12 protein-coding genes are annotated in these 16,820 nt (G+C 68.0%); 4 read left to right on the top strand and 8 right to left on the bottom strand.

The genetic code is table 11. The features are described from left to right. Window positions 1–13: 13 nt before the first annotated feature. Window positions 14–1,231 carry a histidine kinase gene (locus ABZ441_RS27030; RefSeq protein WP_358978776.1) on the top strand — a complete coding sequence of 406 codons (1,218 nt, stop codon included), beginning with the start codon at window positions 14–16 and terminating at the stop codon, window positions 1,229–1,231. Continuing rightward, window positions 1,228–1,833 carry a response regulator transcription factor gene (locus ABZ441_RS27025; RefSeq protein WP_358978774.1) on the top strand — a complete coding sequence of 202 codons (606 nt, stop codon included), beginning with the start codon at window positions 1,228–1,230 and terminating at the stop codon, window positions 1,831–1,833. Before ABZ441_RS27030 ends, ABZ441_RS27025 begins: the two co-directional genes overlap by 4 nt. Window positions 1,834–1,915: 82 nt before the next feature. Here the strand turns inward: ABZ441_RS27025 and ABZ441_RS27020 are convergent, their stop codons facing one another. From ABZ441_RS27020 to ABZ441_RS27005, 4 genes are all read right to left on the bottom strand, one after another. Further along, a complete protein-coding gene (locus ABZ441_RS27020) occupies window positions 1,916–2,167 on the bottom strand; it encodes a hypothetical protein (RefSeq protein WP_358978772.1) in 252 nt (83 codons plus the stop codon). After that, window positions 2,167–2,340, bottom strand: coding sequence for a hypothetical protein (locus tag ABZ441_RS27015; protein ID WP_358978770.1), 174 nt, complete (start codon window positions 2,338–2,340; stop codon window positions 2,167–2,169). Before ABZ441_RS27015 ends, ABZ441_RS27020 begins: the two co-directional genes overlap by 1 nt. Before the next feature lie 171 nt (window positions 2,341–2,511). Beyond that, window positions 2,512–3,375, bottom strand: a complete 864-nt coding sequence (locus tag ABZ441_RS27010) for a M55 family metallopeptidase (RefSeq protein WP_358978768.1) — start codon at window positions 3,373–3,375, stop codon at window positions 2,512–2,514. A 60-nt stretch (window positions 3,376–3,435) separates the two neighbouring features. Continuing rightward, the gene (locus tag ABZ441_RS27005) at window positions 3,436–3,897 is read right to left on the bottom strand and encodes an ATP-binding protein (protein WP_358978766.1); all 462 of its coding nucleotides are present in this window, start codon (window positions 3,895–3,897) and stop codon (window positions 3,436–3,438) included. A 198-nt stretch (window positions 3,898–4,095) separates the two neighbouring features. Here ABZ441_RS27005 and ABZ441_RS27000 point away from each other — a divergent pair, with 198 nt between their 5' ends. Both ABZ441_RS27000 and ABZ441_RS26995 read left to right on the top strand, forming a co-directional pair. Further along, window positions 4,096–4,953 carry a helix-turn-helix transcriptional regulator gene (locus tag ABZ441_RS27000; RefSeq protein WP_358978764.1) on the top strand — a complete coding sequence of 286 codons (858 nt, stop codon included), beginning with the start codon at window positions 4,096–4,098 and terminating at the stop codon, window positions 4,951–4,953. Further along, on the top strand, window positions 4,950–5,156 hold the full coding sequence (locus tag ABZ441_RS26995) for a DUF397 domain-containing protein (RefSeq protein ID WP_358978762.1): 207 nt from the start codon (window positions 4,950–4,952) through the stop codon (window positions 5,154–5,156). Before ABZ441_RS27000 ends, ABZ441_RS26995 begins: the two co-directional genes overlap by 4 nt. Window positions 5,157–5,319: 163 nt before the next feature. On the opposite strand, the gene ABZ441_RS26990 is transcribed toward ABZ441_RS26995, so the two are convergent. From ABZ441_RS26990 to ABZ441_RS26975, 4 genes are read right to left on the bottom strand one after another with little or no spacing between them, the layout of a single operon-like run. Then, complete coding sequence (locus ABZ441_RS26990) at window positions 5,320–7,185, bottom strand: DUF1998 domain-containing protein (RefSeq protein ID WP_358978760.1); 1,866 nt, start codon at window positions 7,183–7,185, stop codon at window positions 5,320–5,322. Further along, window positions 7,182–10,436: a helicase-related protein gene (locus ABZ441_RS26985; protein WP_358978757.1), complete on the bottom strand. Its 3,255-nt coding sequence runs from the start codon at window positions 10,434–10,436 to the stop codon at window positions 7,182–7,184. The genes ABZ441_RS26990 and ABZ441_RS26985 overlap by 4 nt, the downstream gene beginning before the upstream one ends. Further along, complete coding sequence (locus ABZ441_RS26980; protein WP_358978755.1) at window positions 10,433–12,331, bottom strand: UvrD-helicase domain-containing protein; 1,899 nt, start codon at window positions 12,329–12,331, stop codon at window positions 10,433–10,435. The genes ABZ441_RS26985 and ABZ441_RS26980 overlap by 4 nt, the downstream gene beginning before the upstream one ends. Next, entirely contained in the window at window positions 12,328–16,788 is a 4,461-nt protein-coding gene (locus ABZ441_RS26975; protein ID WP_358978753.1) for a DEAD/DEAH box helicase, read from the bottom strand. The genes ABZ441_RS26980 and ABZ441_RS26975 overlap by 4 nt, the downstream gene beginning before the upstream one ends. Window positions 16,789–16,820: the final 32 nt, after the last annotated feature.

Here is a 16,820-nt window from a genome sequence, read left to right as displayed (position 1 = left end):
GAAGTCGGAGATCATGAGCGTGAGCGTGGAGGACTTGGTGGAACGGCTCGGCGGCCGTGACGGCCCCGAGCGGTACCGCCGGTACGCGGTGGGCAGCGTCGGATTTCTCGCCCTCACCGAGGTGGGCCTCTGGACGATCTGGATGTTCCAGTCGGACGGCGACGCCCCCGTACTGGCGACCGTGGGCGTGCTGGGCGCGGTGCACGCCGTCGTCCAGTTCATGCTGTGGCGCTCCGCCCTGCGCCACTACCTGACCGCCGGCCCACGGCCCACTCTGCTCGTCGCGGGGTACACGTCCCTGACCGTGATCATGGCCGCTGCGGGATGCGTACTGCTGTCGTCCGGACGCATCGACGACGGCGACCTGACGTCCTACATGGTGTGGCTGCTGATGTTCTGGGCCGGACCGCCCGCCCTCGCCCTGTCGCCCCGCCGGGGAGCGGCCCTGGTGGCGGTCGTCGCCGTCGCCGGCCTGGTGGGGGCAGGCGCTGCGGGGCTGCCCGGCCCGTCCCTGGTTCTCGCCGTCAGCGCCAGCGTCTTCATGGTGCCGTTCATGGCCGCCGCGTCCAGGGCGTCCGGCTGGAGCGTCCGACTGATCGAGCAACTGGCCGCCGCACGCGAGACGCAGTCCCGCCTGGCGGTCGCCGAGGAGCGCCTGCGCTTCGGCCGCGACCTGCACGACGTACTGGGCCGCAACCTCGCCGTCGTGGCGCTCAAGAGCGAACTCGCCGCACAACTGGCGCGGCGCGGACTGCCCGAGGCGGAGGAGCACATGGTGGAAGTGCAGCGCATCGCGCGGGAGTCCCAGCGCGAGATCCGGTCGGTGGTACGCGGCTACCGCACCGCCGACCTCCACACCGAACTCGTCGGAGCGCGCTCCGTCCTGGAGGCCGCGGGCATCGACTGCCGCATCGAGTACGGCCCTGCGGACCGCCTGCCCCCCGACGTGCAGTCCGCCCTCGGCTGGGTGGTGCGGGAGGGCACGACGAACGTCCTGCGCCACGCCCAGGCCGCGACCCGCTGCACGATGGCACTGCGTACCGCGGGCCCGACCACGGCCCTGCTGGTGATGGAGAACGACGGCGCGCCGGACACCCCGTCCGGCGGCGGCACGGGCCTGTCGGGGCTGCGGGAACGCCTGACAGGCCCGGGTGGCACGCTGACCACCGAACAACAGCCCGGCGGCATCTTCCGCCTCACCGCACGCATCCCCTGGGAAGAAGACGCATGATCACGGTCCTGCTCGCGGACGACGAGCACCTCATCCGCGGCGCGCTCGCCTCGCTCCTCACCCTGGAGGACGACATCACCGTCGTCGCGCAGGCCGGAACCGGAGACGAAGCACTGGCCATGGCCGTCGCGCACCGCCCCGACGTCGCCGTGCTCGACCTCCAGATGCCCGGCCTCGACGGCATCGCGGTCGCCACGCGACTGCGCGAATCCGTACCCGGCTGCGCCTCGATGATCGTCACCAGCCACGCCCGGGCAGGAGCCCTGAAACGCGCCCTGAGCGTGGGGGTGCGCGGCTTCGTGCCCAAGACGGTGTCGGCACACGAACTGGCGCAGATCATCCGCACGGTGCACACCGGCGGCCGCTACGTCGACCAGGAACTCGCTGCCGACGCCATCGCCGCCGGCGAATCACCCCTGACACCCCGGGAGGCGGAACTCCTCTCGTACGCCGAGGACGGCGCCCCGGTCGCGGACATCGCGGCCCGCGCCCTGCTGTCCAGCGGAACGGTCCGCAACTACCTCTCGTCCGCCGCGATGAAGCTGGGCGCGGAGAACCGGCATGTGGCGGCACGTATGGCGCGGGAGCGGGGGTGGCTGTGACGGGGCGTCCGGGTGCCGGGGAGATGCGGAACGGCGCGCTCTCCCTCGGTCGCCGAGGCGGGTGGACAAGGGAGCCGGCGGCTCAACGCGAGGGGTGAACCGGCAGGCCGGTGAGCCTGGGCCGGGCATCCGGACGCCCGTAGGTCAGTACCTTCGTCAGCACGTCGCACAGGTCACCGATGACCTCGGCCGACAGGTCGAGCCGCACCTCGATCTCCGCCTCGTCCAGCTCCAGTTCGTCCAGACAACCGGGATCCAGCGTGACCGTGAGCAGGCTGCCGGCCAGAGCCACCTCCCGGACGCAGCCATAGGCCGTGCACTGGTCCGGGGTCATCACGCAAAGGTGTCGAGCCCGAGCGCGACGTCCTGCGGGGAGGGCTCACCGACAGGGCGCGTGAACAGCAGGAAGAACCCTTCCTCGTCCTCGTACTCCGCCAGGCCCGCCTGCATTTCGCCATCGACGTCGACCTCGGCCGCCACCGCACGGGCCGTGAACCTGTATGTCATAGGCCGGTTCTACCAGGAGCCCCGGACGACGCCCCCACCGCCCGCCGGGCATCCGGCGGGCACCCGGCGGGCGGGCAACGCACACCGCGACAGGGCCGGGCCGGGCCGGGGCCACCCGGGCCGGCCCGGCAGGCTTCCTGCCCGGTTGCTCTCACGTTGCGGGAACCCGTGCTAGCCGGGCTTGATCGAGGCGAGCTGGACGAGCAGGAGCACCAGGCGGTGCGCCTCGGCGAAGTCGGCGGCGGCGAACACGACCGTCCGACCGCCCTCGGCGCGCGAGACGCCCGGCACGAGCAGCGCCAGGTCGACGGAGAAGGGGCTGAGCATGTCCACTTCGACAGTGAGAGGCCCGTCGAGAACCAGTGGCGGGATGTGAGCGCGACGCCCGACGGCCTCGGCCGCGGCGGCGCGGAGCCGTTCCCGGGCCTCCTCCGGGTGCAGGGTGACAGCGGCAGACCCCGCGATGGCCTCCTTGACGGCGACGCCGACCGCGGAGTGAACCAGCTCCTCGAACTCGGCACAGGCGACGTCGTCACCGCTGAGCATCACGACGGGCACGCCGAAGTGCCCGGCCAGGGCACCGTTGAGGCCGATCTCCCCGAGGGAACGCCCATCCACCCGCACATCGAGCACCTCACCGCTCATGGTGTGCGCGATCACGCCCGGCCCCGCACCGGCACGTGCGTGATAGCCGATCAACAGAACGGCGTCGATGTCACCGTCGAGCCCGGCGACCATGCCCAGCGGCCTCGGCTTCCCCCGCACCAGCCGCGCCCTCCGGTCCATCTGCTCCGACAGCAGATTGCGGAACGGCCCGTGCGCGTCGGCGACCAGGACGTCGGCCGCGGGCTCGGCATCCAGGACACCGGCGACGACGGCATTGGCCTCAGCGGTCATCAACGCCCGGCCGCGTTCGTAGTCGTAGCGGTCGGGATTGACCTCGGAGGTGTGGACGATCCCCGAGACGCCCTCCATGTCCACGGAGACGAGCACCTTCGGGGGCTTCGATTCCTTCGTTTTCTTCGGTGCCTTCATGGAAGGGGGAGCCTACGGGCAGAGGCCCCATGAGGGCGCGGCATGCGGCCGGCCGTCTGCCTACAGGCACGAGAGGCCCGGTGACGGCTCCGTCGACAGCACACACTCCGCCCAGACGGTCTTGCCAGGTCCGATGCGCCCGCTGACGCCCCAGCGGGTGGCGAGGGCATCGACGATGACCAGCCCGCGGCCGTGCTCCACGTCTGGGGCGGGCGTGACGAGGGCGGGCTCCGCGGGATGGGTGTCGGACACCTCGATACGGACCACGCTCCGGTGGGTTTCGTACGTCAGCAGCAGGGCGAAGTCCCGTCCAGGCACACATCCGTGCAACGCCGCATTGGCGGTGAGCTCGGCCACGACGATCGTTGCCCTGTCGTGGTCGTCCGTGCCGTGCGGATGGCCCCACTCGACGAGCTGAAGCGAGGCGAGCAGGCGCGCGAGGCGGGCTCCGCGGCGGGTGGCGGAGAAGCGCTGGTTGAACATCTGGACGCCGACGACGGGGCGGCTGTGAGGGGCTGGCATGGGGTCCAGCCTGGAGGGGGGCGCAGCCCGGCGGCAGACACGCAGGCCATACAGAACGGCTTGTACGGGTGACCGAACTGGACTGGGCTGCTCACCATGCGTAACCATTCGTCTGGTCGGGCGCGCGACGGACGGTTCGCTGCGCGCGACGTGGAACGGGGCGCGCGGGCGGACCCGGCACAGGAGAGGCGGCCATGAATGGCTTCGGGCAATGTCGGTGTGGGCGGCGGGGGACACTGCGGCGAGCCGGAGTCGTCGGACAGCCTCAAGACGTTCGGGGCCGTGCTCAAGGCGCTGCGCGACGAGGTCCACCTGACACAGGAGCAGTTCGCACCTCGGGTGCAGTACTCGGCGGCTTACATCGCCAAGATCGAACAGGGCAAACGATTCCCGCCGAGGGACCTGCTGGACCGCTCGGAGGAGGTGCTGGGGCCAGCGGCGGCGCGGGTGTTGGCGGCGGCGGCCAAGAGCCTGACACGGAAGGTCGGGCTGGCGTCGTGGTTCCTGCAGTGGGCGGCTGCCGAGGAGGACGCGACCTCGCTGTATGCCTACGAGTGCCGGGTCATTCCTGGCCTGCTGCAGCCCGAGCCGTACATCCACGCTCTCTTTGAACGGCACCTGCCGCCACTCACCGAGGAGCAGTCCGAACGGCAGGTGGCTGCGCGGCTGGCTCGACAGCAACTGCTCATCGACCGTCCGAACACCTCGTTCAGCTTCATCATCGAACAAGCGCTGCTGGAGCGGCGTTTGGGCGGCGCCGCGGTCATGACGGCCCTTCTTGACCACCTGCTCCTCGTGGGGCGGTACCGCAACGTGGAAATCCAGGTGATGCCCCTCGTCCAGGAGGACCACGCGGGATTCGAGGGGGAGATGTACCTCGCGGAAACCGCTGATCATCGCTGGGCCGGCTACGTCGAGGGGCACGGCACCAGCATGCTCATCAGCGATGCCAAAGCGGCAAGTCACATGCTTCAGCGCTATGGCAAGATGCGTTCACAAGCCCTGAGCCATCAGGACACGATGAGCCTGCTGGAACAGATGCGAGGAGAGCGATGAGCACCGTGGAACTGACCTGGTTCAAGAGCAGTTACAGCGGCGGTGGTGGTGACAACTGCGTCGAGATCGCTGTTTGCGCCGAGGCTGTATTGGTCCGGGACTCGAAGGACACACAGCGACAGGCGCTGACGATCTCACCTCGCGCATGGTCGGCCTTCACGGGGCTCGCTGCGCACTCGCGGGCCCAGGCAGCCTGCGGCTGACCGGCCGCGTCGCCCTCGTGGCTCGCTGCTGCGACTCGGACGACCTGCTGGACCGAGCATCGATGCACTGTGAGGCGAGGGCATCGTGTCCTGCCCCCGAAGTCGCGGCTCGGGTGGCCGGCGGCTCATCGAACGAATGCCGACCACCCCTCACGTCGTGCTGTCAGTGCCCCAGTGCCTCACCGAAGAATCCGACGGAAGGATCTTCCGGCGTCCCGATCAGAAGTGCGCGGTCCAGGAGAGAGTTGTTGTGCTCGCAACTCGTTTCGGGAAGCATCACGCATGCATGGCAGGCAGCGAGGTTGGCCCCGCCGGTGCCGGACACCCCCGTCTCCATGCAGAGCGGATCGGAGGAACACCACTCCGCGCGACGGATGGCCGAGCGCACCGTGCGTTCCAGGAGTGCCGGTTCTCCCTGTGCTACGACACCACCGAGGCTGCCCGCCGAATCACTTGTCGCTGTATAGATCAGTACCCCGGCCATGTTGTCGGCGGCATACAGACGCTCACGCAAGGACGCGGCCGGGTAGCCCGCCTCCAGACTCCATTCGTCGATGAGGACGTGTGCGAGAGTGTGCAGCAGCACCATGCGTGGAGTGACAGGGGAAGGAACTGCTTGGCTCCCCTCGCCGGCCCGCTGATCGAGCATCCTTTGGTGCGCGGTGCGCATCCACTCCACCCGGGCGGCCACTGCCGGGGCCTTCTCCCAGGCGCCGATTCGGTCTTCGTCCAGTCGCAGGAAGACTCCTTCGCCGCGCACTTCCATGGCCGGGAGCCATCGCACGGAAGACTCGAAAAGAGGCATCTCTTTCGATTCGATCGCGGAATCGGGATCGGCGAGTCTGGTGAATGCTTTCAGGGCACGCACCTCGCGGAGCTTTTTGACCAGCATCGGGCCTGTGACCCCGAGCGGGGCGAGCACGCTGTGATCACCTGACGGGGTCTCGCAGATGAACTGTTCGTCGTGGGAGTGTGCGCTCTCGTCGTTCCCCGAGCGAAGGCGTTCGTACTCCTTGTTGCGAAGGGCGCTGTAACGGCGGTCGAAGGTGGAGGGTGTTTCCTGGTCGGGATCCTCCTCACGTTCCGCGTCGAGCAGAGTCATGACCTCGTCCAGGGAGAGGGGCCACTTCTCGTCGAAGATCGCATCGAGGTAGCCCTCGACGGCCGCGCGACTCTTGTGCTTCCGAAGTTTTTCCCAGTGCTCAGCGAGCGGATCGGCACGGCCGTCGCTCCACGGTGGGATGGAGAGCGCCGACTTCAGCACTGGCTGCCACACGGCGGAGGAACCGCGCTGAAGCGTGCGCAGGGGGCGACCGCAGTCCTCGGCGGGGGCGGACGCCCCGAGCCACGGCCGGGTTCCTCGACACGTGAGGCCGAGATCCTTCAGCGCGTTCCTGCGGAAGGAGCCCTCCATCGAGACCTCGGTCGCCTTCCCGCAGGTGCACGAGATGATGATCGAGCGGAGCGAGGCCGTACGCCCGGACGAGCGCAGCCGGAGTTTCCCGCCGCATTGTCCGACGGCCGTCATCCCCCGCTCGGTCGAGCGGTGGACCCACTGCCAGTACGGAAACTCGCCGAGGTGTCCGGTTTCGCACGCGACGACGAAACGGGAGGGGACGAGGTCGACCTCGCACGTACTGCAAACGCTCCGTCCCTCAGGCGGGTTGAAGTCACGATGGCGTTGGAGTTCGGTGCACTCGGGACAGGAGTGCATCAAGGGGAAGCGTCGGACCCGCATACCGTCCTTGCTGTCGTCGTCGGACGCCGGCGGCAGTCGGAAATAGCCGACGTCCAGCAGGCGGGCCAGACGCCGTTCGTGAATTCGCGGGGCCTCGTCGGTTTTCCAACCGTTCTCCGCGCCGTCGAGGCCCGAGACTATGAAGGACTCGTGGTCGACGGCGATGAGCGATCCGACACCGTAGGTGGTGATGGCCTGAGCGCGGCGAACCGTACCTCGCCGGGGCAGGTTGTGGGCGGGCGTTCCGCCCTTCGCGGTAGTAGGGCGCCGACGGGCGGGGGGCGGGGTCATCGGGTTCCCTCCAGGAACAGGGCAGACTCGGCGTCGACGTCGCGCAGGCTCCACAGCGTGGACCACGCCTCGACGTCCTCGGACTCGTCGTCGTAAGACTTCAGGAGCGAGGGGGCACTCTTGCCCCGTCGAGGTTCGAAGAGCAGGCCGGTGTGATAGTCGGCCTCCTGGCACCACCAGCCGACGAACTCGTCGAAAGCTCGGGACACTGCGTCGGCCTCCTCCCGGGTGACCGCGCGGACGCGGCGCATGAGGATGTCCTTGACCTCACCCCGGAGAACGTCCTCGTACCGCTCTACCTGGGCGGCGCTGTCGTTCGGTCGTGCGGCCGGGATCAAGATGCGTGCGAGGGCGACGATCACGGCGTGCAGACCCCGCTCGCGAGCGCGTGCGGAGAAAGGGGTGACGGAGGTGGACTCGACCTCTCGGTAGAGAGCCGAGTGGAAATGCTGGAAACCCTCGTAGTGTGAACGGTCGCGAGCGCGGGTGGCATTGAGCATGACGGTGACCAGACCAGGGTGTGCCCGACCGACACGACTGGTCGCCTGGATGTACTCGGCCGTGGTCTGCGGCTGTCCCATCACGGCCATGAGCCCGAGACGATCCACGTCCACCCCCACCGCGATCATGTTGGTGGCCAGCAGGACGTCCACGGTGTCCTCGTCGGGCAACTTCTTCTCGATGCCCTTGAGTCGGGTCGGGATCTCGCTGGCGTCGACCCGACTCGTCAGTTCCGAGTAGTTGGTGACCGAGCGGAGCGGTGTCTGCTCACGATCGGCGAGCAGCTCCAGATAGGCCACCACGTCGTCGTGCACCTGGAGTTCAGCCGCGGAGAGCAATCGGAGACTGTTGAAGTATCCGACGAGGCTCCAGTACGCGTCGCGCACCTCGTCCTTGGTGTCCGCGTGCTTCGCCCGGTGCAACAGCGTGGCGTACGTGCGGATCAACAGAGTGGACTGACTGGTACCAGGGGCCAGGAGACCGACGTACCGACGGCTCGCCTTCTCCTCGCGGGGCGTCTCCACGGCGAACCAGGAGTCGCGGGCGTCCAGGCCGGCGGGTGGGAACTGCCGTACCACGCGGTCGAAGAGATGCCGACCCTGGTCGGCGGCGCGACGAATGGTCGCCGTGGAGGCGATCACCTTGGGGCGGTCGGCGAGAGCGTCCACGGCGGTCTCGTAGAGGCCGGTGAGTGTGCCGAGCGGTCCGGAGATCAGGTGGAGCTCGTCCTGGACGATCAGTTCCGGGGGTGGGGTGCGGTCACTCGGGTCGTCGAGATTGAAGAGGGCGGCGGTCTCCGGACGCCACGGCATCGAGGCGAACTTGTCGACTGTGGCGATCACCAACGTCGGCCGTGCGTCGTACACCGCATCGTCGATCAGGTGGACGGGCAGGCCATCAGCGAAGTCACAGTCCGCGCCGGGGCAGCGGACGTACATCCGCTTGGCGTCCTCGTCGACCTCGTAGTTCCGCGCGTCGAGACGAGTCCCGCACCAGGGGCAGGCGTGCAGCTGGACGGGATTCTCCTTGGCGAGACGCTTACCCAAAGACTTGCGAAGTTCGGTGAGCTTCTCGTCTGCCACGGCGAGTTTGTTCGGAGTGGCCGAACGTCCCACCCACATGCCGACGGAGAACTCCTCTTCGCCCAGCTCGGATGTGCGCAACCGCAGCCGCTCCATGGCACAGAGCAGGATCGCTGCGCGCTCGAACTGCTGAAGGGTGAGCAGTCGCAGTGTGTAGCGCATGAGGACGGTGACACCACCGCCGTCCTCGCCCTTACGGATGCGACGCAGGAACGACGTGAGGGCGATCAGACCGAGGTAGGCCTCCGTCTTGCCACCGCCGGTAGGGAACCACAGCAGGTCGGCGACCTCGCGGTCATTGTGCTCGCGGTCGTCGATGCCGGCCAGGCAGAGCAGCACGAACGCGATCTGGAAAGGGCGCCAACAGCCGGCCGCCAGGTCGGGGGCGCCGACGCGTCCGTTCTTGACCCAGGCACTGCGGGCACGCTGCTCCGCCATGGCGCGGTTGGCCAGCCGAAACGCCTTCATCAGATCGGGCTTGGTCCGCAACAGCTCGATCCCCTCGCGGATCCGTCCGAGTGCTTCACCGCAGGCTTTCACCTGAGCCTGTGCAGCCTGCTCGTGGTTGCTACCCGTCAATACCTCCGCCTCGCTCGCCTTGCGCATGATCCACCGCTCGTACCCTGCGGCGAGTTCTTTCAGCGCGGCCAGGATGTCGGCGTCGGACTTCTCCGCCAGTCCCAGCATGGACAGGGCCGAACTGTCGATCTCCGGGTTGGAGTCGGTGAGCAGCACCTCCACGGACGGCACGAACTCGCTGCGGATCTCGGTGACGGCTGCCTCTCCCGCGTCGGTCACGCCGATCGGCGACGGGGTCCAGTCCCACTCCGCGGAGCAGCCGTGGCCAACGGCGAAGGTCGGCGCGTGGCGGTGCAGCAGCCGGCTTGTGGCGATCTCCGGATCGTGGGCGGCCGACGAGGCTGAACGCTCGACGAATACTGTGGAGCCGTCGGCGGCCCTCACCTTTAGACCGCACTGGAACAGGGAGAAGGCGTCCTGGAGATCCCATTTGCCGATCCTGTGCTCGTTGACCAAGGTCACCGTGATCGTGACCTTGCCGGTGGCTGGGTCGAGGCGTCGGACGTTGACGCGCAGGTCGACCCCTCGGTGCAGGGTCTCCCGCTTGTCGCTGTCGGGCGTGGTGACATCGACCGAGTGGTCAGGAAGTTCGAGGTCCACGCGACGCCAGTGTTCATGCTGGTCCGAGGTGGTGCGAGCCTCGGCGCGACGTGGCTCGACCGGATTACCGTCCGCGTCGGTGGGCTGGTACACGGCGGCGCGTGTCGAGACCACGATCGTGTCGCTTATGGTCGGGTCCACCGCGAAGGTCAGACCCATCGAGGACGGCCGGCGGTCCCCGGCCCTGCCGAGATCCTGCTCGGTGACGGACTCCTCGGCGTCGTCGCGGGTCAGCAGCGGGGCGGCATCCAGGCCGTCCTGCTCGGCGGCCTCCTCCTTCTGCCGCTCCTCCGCGGCCTTGTCCGAAGCCCGCGGGTACAGCACCCCGGTCAGGTAACGGTCGATCGGCGCGTCCTGGGTGAGCACCTCGGCCCTGTCCTCCGGTGTGGCGTTCTCGGCTGGGCCGAGGAGCTCACGGCGGAGACCCATCAGGATTTCCTCGTCCCGCACCCGGTAGTGCTCGGAGTGTCGGCCTGCCACGTGCATCATGCTTCGAGCTCCTTGTCGTTGTCGGCCCGGTGGAACCTTCCGATGCCGGTAATCCTGGGGATGATCCAGACACCTCGGTCGCCCAGTCCGGCGTTGGATCCCGCAGCGGTGCTGCCCGTCACGCTCTCCAGAGTGTCGATTCGCGTGCCGTGTATCTCGTCGGGCCACCAGGGGTCCCACGTCCTGCTCACCTTCTGCACCTGGTACAACGCCTCCCGGAACTGCCGTGAGGCCTCACCGATCTCCCGTCCGTGGTGCAGCAGGGTGTACGGCGGGCTCTGCGCCTCACCCATCGGCATGTCGTGGTCCCTGCGCAGCACCACCGGTTGCCCGGGGCCGACCCGTTCCAACAGATAGGTCTGGGTGGCGGCGGCGTCCCCGAACTTGGAGGGCGGGTCGTCCCGGCACACATCACCCGCCTCGGCGATGACGCCGAATCGGGCGTAGGAGCGCCAGCCACCGATGTAGCGTCGGCCCGCACCCCGCTTGCCCGCCCGCCTGAACTGCGGCAGCTGGGGTGGCGCCATGTAGTACAGGTCGTGGCGGGTGCGCGTCATCGCCACGTAGAGTGCGCGAGCCTCGGCGGGAAGGTCCAGCTCGTCCTTGTGGCGCTTGTGCAGTTCCGCGACGGTCGGCGGAGTCAGCATGATCACCCTGTCGAACTCCAGGCCCTTGGCCCGGTGCACGGTGGAGACGACGATCCGAGCGGTCTCCGGGTCGGCCGCCTCGTCGGGGAACCGCCCGTCGGCGACCGCACGACGCAGCCGGCTCAGGTCGATCACGTTCCGTCCGGGGCCGCGAGCGACCCGACGCAAAGTGGTCCACAAGGCCGCGGTGTTCGGTTCGTACGGGAGGGGGATCTCCGCGAGCAGCGAGCGGAACCTGTCCTCGGTGAGGACAGCCACTTCCGTGCGTCGTAGCAACTCGGCGACCCAGTGGGGCACCGGCCGTTCCTCGAGTGGACGCCGCAACCGGTGCTCGACGTCGTGGGCATGCAGCAACTCGGAGACCATGAGGGCCTCTCGGTTGTCACGGGTGAGGATGGCGCAGGTATCGGTGGAGTCCCGCAGGCCGGCCAGGGTGAACTCGTTGTCGAGGCTGCCCATGGCGTTCACCGGGTCGAGGAGCAGCTCGCGCAGCTCCTCGTAGAGCGTGCCTGCTTCGTCCGGGTCGGTGAGCTGCTGGAGGCGCGGTCCGTATGCAAGGGCGACCCGAGCCTCCGGCGTGGTGGCGCGGAAGTTCTCGGTCAGCCGCAGCTGGACCAGGTCGTCGGGGTACGAGCAGCGCAGCCAGTCGAAGAACCGGTTCATCTCGTCGACGCGTTCGCGAGGGTCCGCGATCTGGAAGCCGTAGACGGACTGAGCGGCGTCCCCGACGACGGTGAAGCCGCAGCTGTCCTGGTAACGGTCGAGCAGAGCCTCCACGAGCTCACGGCGTGGGCCCAACAAGTCCTGCACTTCGTCGATCACGACATGGGCGGGCGGGTCGGCGTCACCGATCTCCAACGCCCCCTTCTCTATCGCCTCGGTCGCGGCCTTGATCCGCTCGTCGAAGCCGGCCCATTCGCCGTCCGGGTACGCCTGACGGAGCACTCCGTACGCCCACGCGTCGAAGGTCTGGGCCCGGACCCGGCGGGCCCGCTCACCGTGTCGGGCGATCCGCTCGCGCAGCTCGCGTGCGGCGGCCCTGGAGAAGGTGAGCACGAGGATCTCCGAGGCATCCAACGCCTCCTCCTGGTGGTCGTGATCGCACAACCGGTCGAGCCTCCGCACCAGTGTGTGAGTCTTCCCCGCCCCTGCTCCGGCGGTGACCAGGAGCCGCGTACTCCAAGGTTGCTCCACCACGGCCCGCTGCTCATCGGTGAGCGAAGGACTGTCCTGGTAGACGTCGGTCACTTGTGGCTCCAGAGGTGCTCGAACTGGACGAAGGCGAGTTTGTTGTCGAAGTTGTCGATGTTGTCGCTCACGTTGAGGATCAAGCAGGTGGGCTTGCCACCGTTCTTCGGTCCGCGCAGGCCACGACCGATCATCTGCTGGTAGACATTGGTGCTGTAGACCGGGCGCGCCACGACCACGACACGAGTGGCGGGCGCGTCGAAACCCTGTGTCAGGACGCCGTAATTGGTCAGGACACGGATCCTCCCCTCGCGGAAGTCCTCGATGCGGCGGCGTCGGTCCTGGGCGCTGGTTGTCGAGTCGACGGCAGCGGCGGTGATCCCTCGGTCGTTGAACAGGGCCGCCAGGTAGTTGGCGTGATCAACAGAGGTGGCGAAGAGCAGCGTGGGCCAGTCCTTCGGAAGGCCTGCGACCTCGTCGACGATGCGACGACTTCGCGCGTGGTCCTCAGCGAGCCGCTGCTCGGCGGAACGTGAGAGCGTGGCCATACGCTCGGCCTGTTCCCTCTCGTCCCGTGTCAGTGCGATGCTTCCGCCCTTCAGGACGCGGTGTTCCACCTGTGCGAGCATTTCCCACTTCTGAAGGTCCCCGTAAGGATCGCCGGAGGGGAAGACCCCTTCGTCGAGGCGCCTGCCGCCGAATCGGTTGACCAGGCGACGGGTCTCCTCCTCATTGGTGTTGCGGAACGGGGTTGCGGTCAGACCGAGCAGATGCCGCCGGGTCTCGTACTGGGTGAGCCCCAGCTTTCCCAGGATGCCGGTGTATCGAGGAGAGATCGCGGTGTGGGCTTCGTCCACGATCACCAGTGCTGCTTCCCGCAGCCACCGGTACTGGTCGGTGTCCAGGCACCGTTCCAGTTTGGCGTCCGTGGCGACGACCAGATGCGGGTGCTCTTCGACGTTCCCGACCTCATTGGCGCCCCACAGCCGACTGAGGGCGAGCGGACGTTCAGCGCCTACCTTGGCCCATACGAACTTCCAGCTCTGGATGGCTTGTTCGCACAGTTCCTCGGTCTGCGCGATCCAAAGCAGAGGTCCCTGTAGATCACCCACCCGCTTCACCCAGCGGATCGCGGCCTCCGCGGTGACGCGCGTCTTGCCGGCGCCGGTGGGCAGAGACAGCATGGCGCGCTGCGGAGCCAGCCGGTCGAGCAACGTGGTGATGTTGCGGACCAGGTCCTCCTGGTAGCTATGAAGCCGAGGGAAGTCCCGCGGGCCGTCGACCGTCTCGGAAGCGGGCGGTGACGGAGTCCGGGATCCGGCGAATGCCATGGGTAGTCCGAGACCTGACACAAAGGTCACAGCAGCGGATGAACCCGTATAGCCCAGCGGCGCGTTGGGGAATCTGGCCTGGATGTCCCGGGCGTGGTGGTGGAGCACCCTGTCGCCCCGCGCGTTGAAAGCCATCTGCGCCACCCGGTGCCCTGAGGGCTCCGTACCGCGGGTCGCCACCAGCTCAGCTTCCATCAACCCTTCCGGGAGACCGGACCGCAGTGCCTCCGGACCGATCAGCAGCTCGATCTTGGTGACCACGTCGTCCGCGTCATGCACGGTTTTCAGCGCCGCCTTGGTCTTGCTGTCCCGCGCCATCCGTTCCTGGGTCTCCAGCACCAGCCGGCAGCCCGTCGCGCCCAGTCCGAGTCTCAACTCGCGGTCGATCAGGCGGAGCATCTGCTCGGGTTCCAGAGGGACGCGAACTTTGACCGTGGTGCCTTGGTGCACCGCGTCCAACGGGCGGGTCCTGGCGGCGTTCGATGTCCGTGTCACCTCTTCGAGTTCCTTGCACCGTTGCACCAGGCTGTTCCGGTTGCCACTGTTCAGGCGCTGACGCAGGGCCGGATACAGCTCCACGAGCGGGACCGGGTCCCCATCCGGAACCTCGCGGGTCTCCCGGGTGATGGCGTCGGCATAGCGCTTCATGCCCCACTTCTCGATCATCAACTCGGCGTCCTGGGGAGACGTCACGAGTAGGGCGGGGAGCTGTTCCGCTCGCAGTGCCCGGTACTCGGTAGGTCCGACCGCGACAGTGATCTCCTCGTCGGGGCGGGTGTCCCAGGAGTCACCGACCCTGCAGCGGGTCAGGACTCCCTCGGGGAAGTCCGCACCGAATCGGGTGAGCATCACATAGGTGTTACCGACGAAGAGGTCGTCCTCGCTTCGCGTCACCTCGGAGAGGAGACTCTCCCAGCGCTCGGCGGGGACGTCGTCGACCGTGGTGGGAAGGTGCAGCTTACGAGCCTTCTCGGGGGAGATGTCGGCGACCGGCAGCACGTCGCGGTATGCGGCGAGCTGGGGCCCCACCGCTTCGCCCAGCGGCTTGATGCCCTGGGAGGTGGAGACGGTCCCGTACTTCCTGAGCATCCAGCGGATCGGAGACATCACGGCCTGCCGAGTGTTCGACTGCGCACCGATCTGACGCGTCCAGTTGTCCAGAATGGCGTCGTCCGGCAGCGCCTTCAGGAAGGCAGCACGGGACTCCTCCGAGAGTGATCGGAAGAGATGTAGCGGGCCACCGATCGCGGAGCCCTCCACTTTCATGCGGTTGAGGGCAGGACGGGGAGCCCGCTGATCCAGGCTTCGCAGATAGGACGCGTGGACCGCTTCCCGGTACTCCTCGAACCAGTCCTCGCCCTCCGGACGCACCGAGCTCGACGGACGCTCACGCAGGCCGATCTCTCGAAAGAAGACGAGGTCGTCGGAGTGATACCCCGCGTCGACGGCGATGCTCGGATCGCGTTCCCCGTCGACCACCGCACCGGGCAGCATGCAGTCGCGCACCGGGCGGAACCTACCGTCCGCCGTCCGCACACGAAGGGTCTCGCGGGCGTTCGGTACATGCTTGAGCACCGTGTGGGTCAGCCGTCGTCCACCGGCCTGGCGGAACAGGTCCCAGAAGCGCTCCCATTCGGCATTTCCGTAGCGCGCGAATCCCTGGTCGAGCACGCTGATGAACCGGCCCTCGACATCGGCCTCGCGGACGCCGAGGAGGTTGAGCGCGGAGGCGAGTTCAGGGTCCCGTGAGATCTCGGCGACCACGTATACCAGGGACTCGCGCAGCCCGTCCTCGTCGGCCCGGCGGAACACCCGACCGGGGACAGGAGGGACGAGGCCGTGATCCTCGGTGAGCACGATCCTCGCCTTGCGGGCCTCCTCGACGTAGGACGACCCGGCCTTGACCATGTCGGCGAGGATGCGGATGGCAGTCGCGGATGCCTCAGTGGTACCGCACTCGACCAGCGCCTCCAACCAGGAGCGCACGTCGGATCGCTCGTGACCGGCCGCGTTGAGAATGTGTTCGACCTTGCCGGAGCGCAGCGTGTCGACCTCGGCCTTCGGGTGCAGCCAATTCGACGGACGGCCGGGCGTCTTGTGCCACATCCGTGTCCAGTTCGCGTGCCGGTCCTTGTCGAGCCGCGGCGGGACGCGCAGCTCGGTCGGGACGCGCAACACGCCGTCCTGGTCCGGCAGCGAGGGACGGCGGGCTGCCCGTTGCCAGATCTCCCTGGTCAGGAACTCGTCGGCCCAGCTGATGGCTTCCTTGACACGGCCGGGCAGCAGCGGGAGGTATGCGGCAGGGTCCTCGGCGGGAGCCAGTCCAGGCAGGGAGTCGATCACCAACGTCGCGGAGACTCTGATCATCTCTTCGTTGAACGCGGAGGAGTCGAGCAGGTTCTGTCGGTCCTCATTGGTTTTCCACGCCCCGTTGAGGATGCCACTCAGGGACATCTCGTACTTGGTGGGGAAGAAGGACCAGAAGCGGCCCCGCCCGCGCGCCTGCGAACTGACGTGGAGTCCCGTCTTCGAGTCTTTCTCCAGCGCGGGTACAGCCCAGGCCAGGTCCAGGGTGAGACGGTCATGCAGTTCACCGGCGTCGGCCCGGGCGGCTGGACCTGGCTCGTGTGAGGCGGAGAACACCCGCCACCCGGTGCTGACCGCCCGTCTTCCTGTCCTCTCCTCCATCACCGAGTGCAGGTTCTCGGACCGCTCGGCGGTGAGCACGCGGCTGACGGCGGGCCGAGGCCGACGGTCTTCGAGGACGACTTTTGCCACGTGAGGGGACAGAAGCTGGAACCCCAGCGGAAACTCCTCACGAGCTGCTCCTGCGGCCGTCCGTCCGCCGTGCATGTCCAGTGCCAACTTGCCGCCGGCTCCTGGGAGCAGCGGTAGCCGGACGACGGTGGTGGCCCAGCCGAGCAACTCGTCGAGGACGGAGTCCTCTGCACGTTCGGCTGCGGAGTCGAGGGGGCGCGCCATGCGCAGCACCGGGGCCTCGAACTGCTCGCCCAGTCGCTCCCGCACGCCGGGGACTGATCGGATCTTCCGCAGCGACCATTCGCGGTCGAAACCGAATGAGCCGGTGTGGCTGAAGAATTGAGGGGCGTCGGTGACCACCAGGACGGACTTCACCCCCACTCCGAAACGACCGATCTGACCGCCGCGCTTGCGCGACGTGCTCATACGGAGAATGGTCTCGGCGCCCTCGGGAGTGA

Source organism: Streptomyces sp. NPDC005752 (assembly GCF_040630715.1).
Classification (GTDB): Bacteria; Actinomycetota; Actinomycetes; order Streptomycetales; family Streptomycetaceae; genus Streptomyces.
This window is presented reverse-complemented; position numbering and strand designations above follow the sequence as displayed.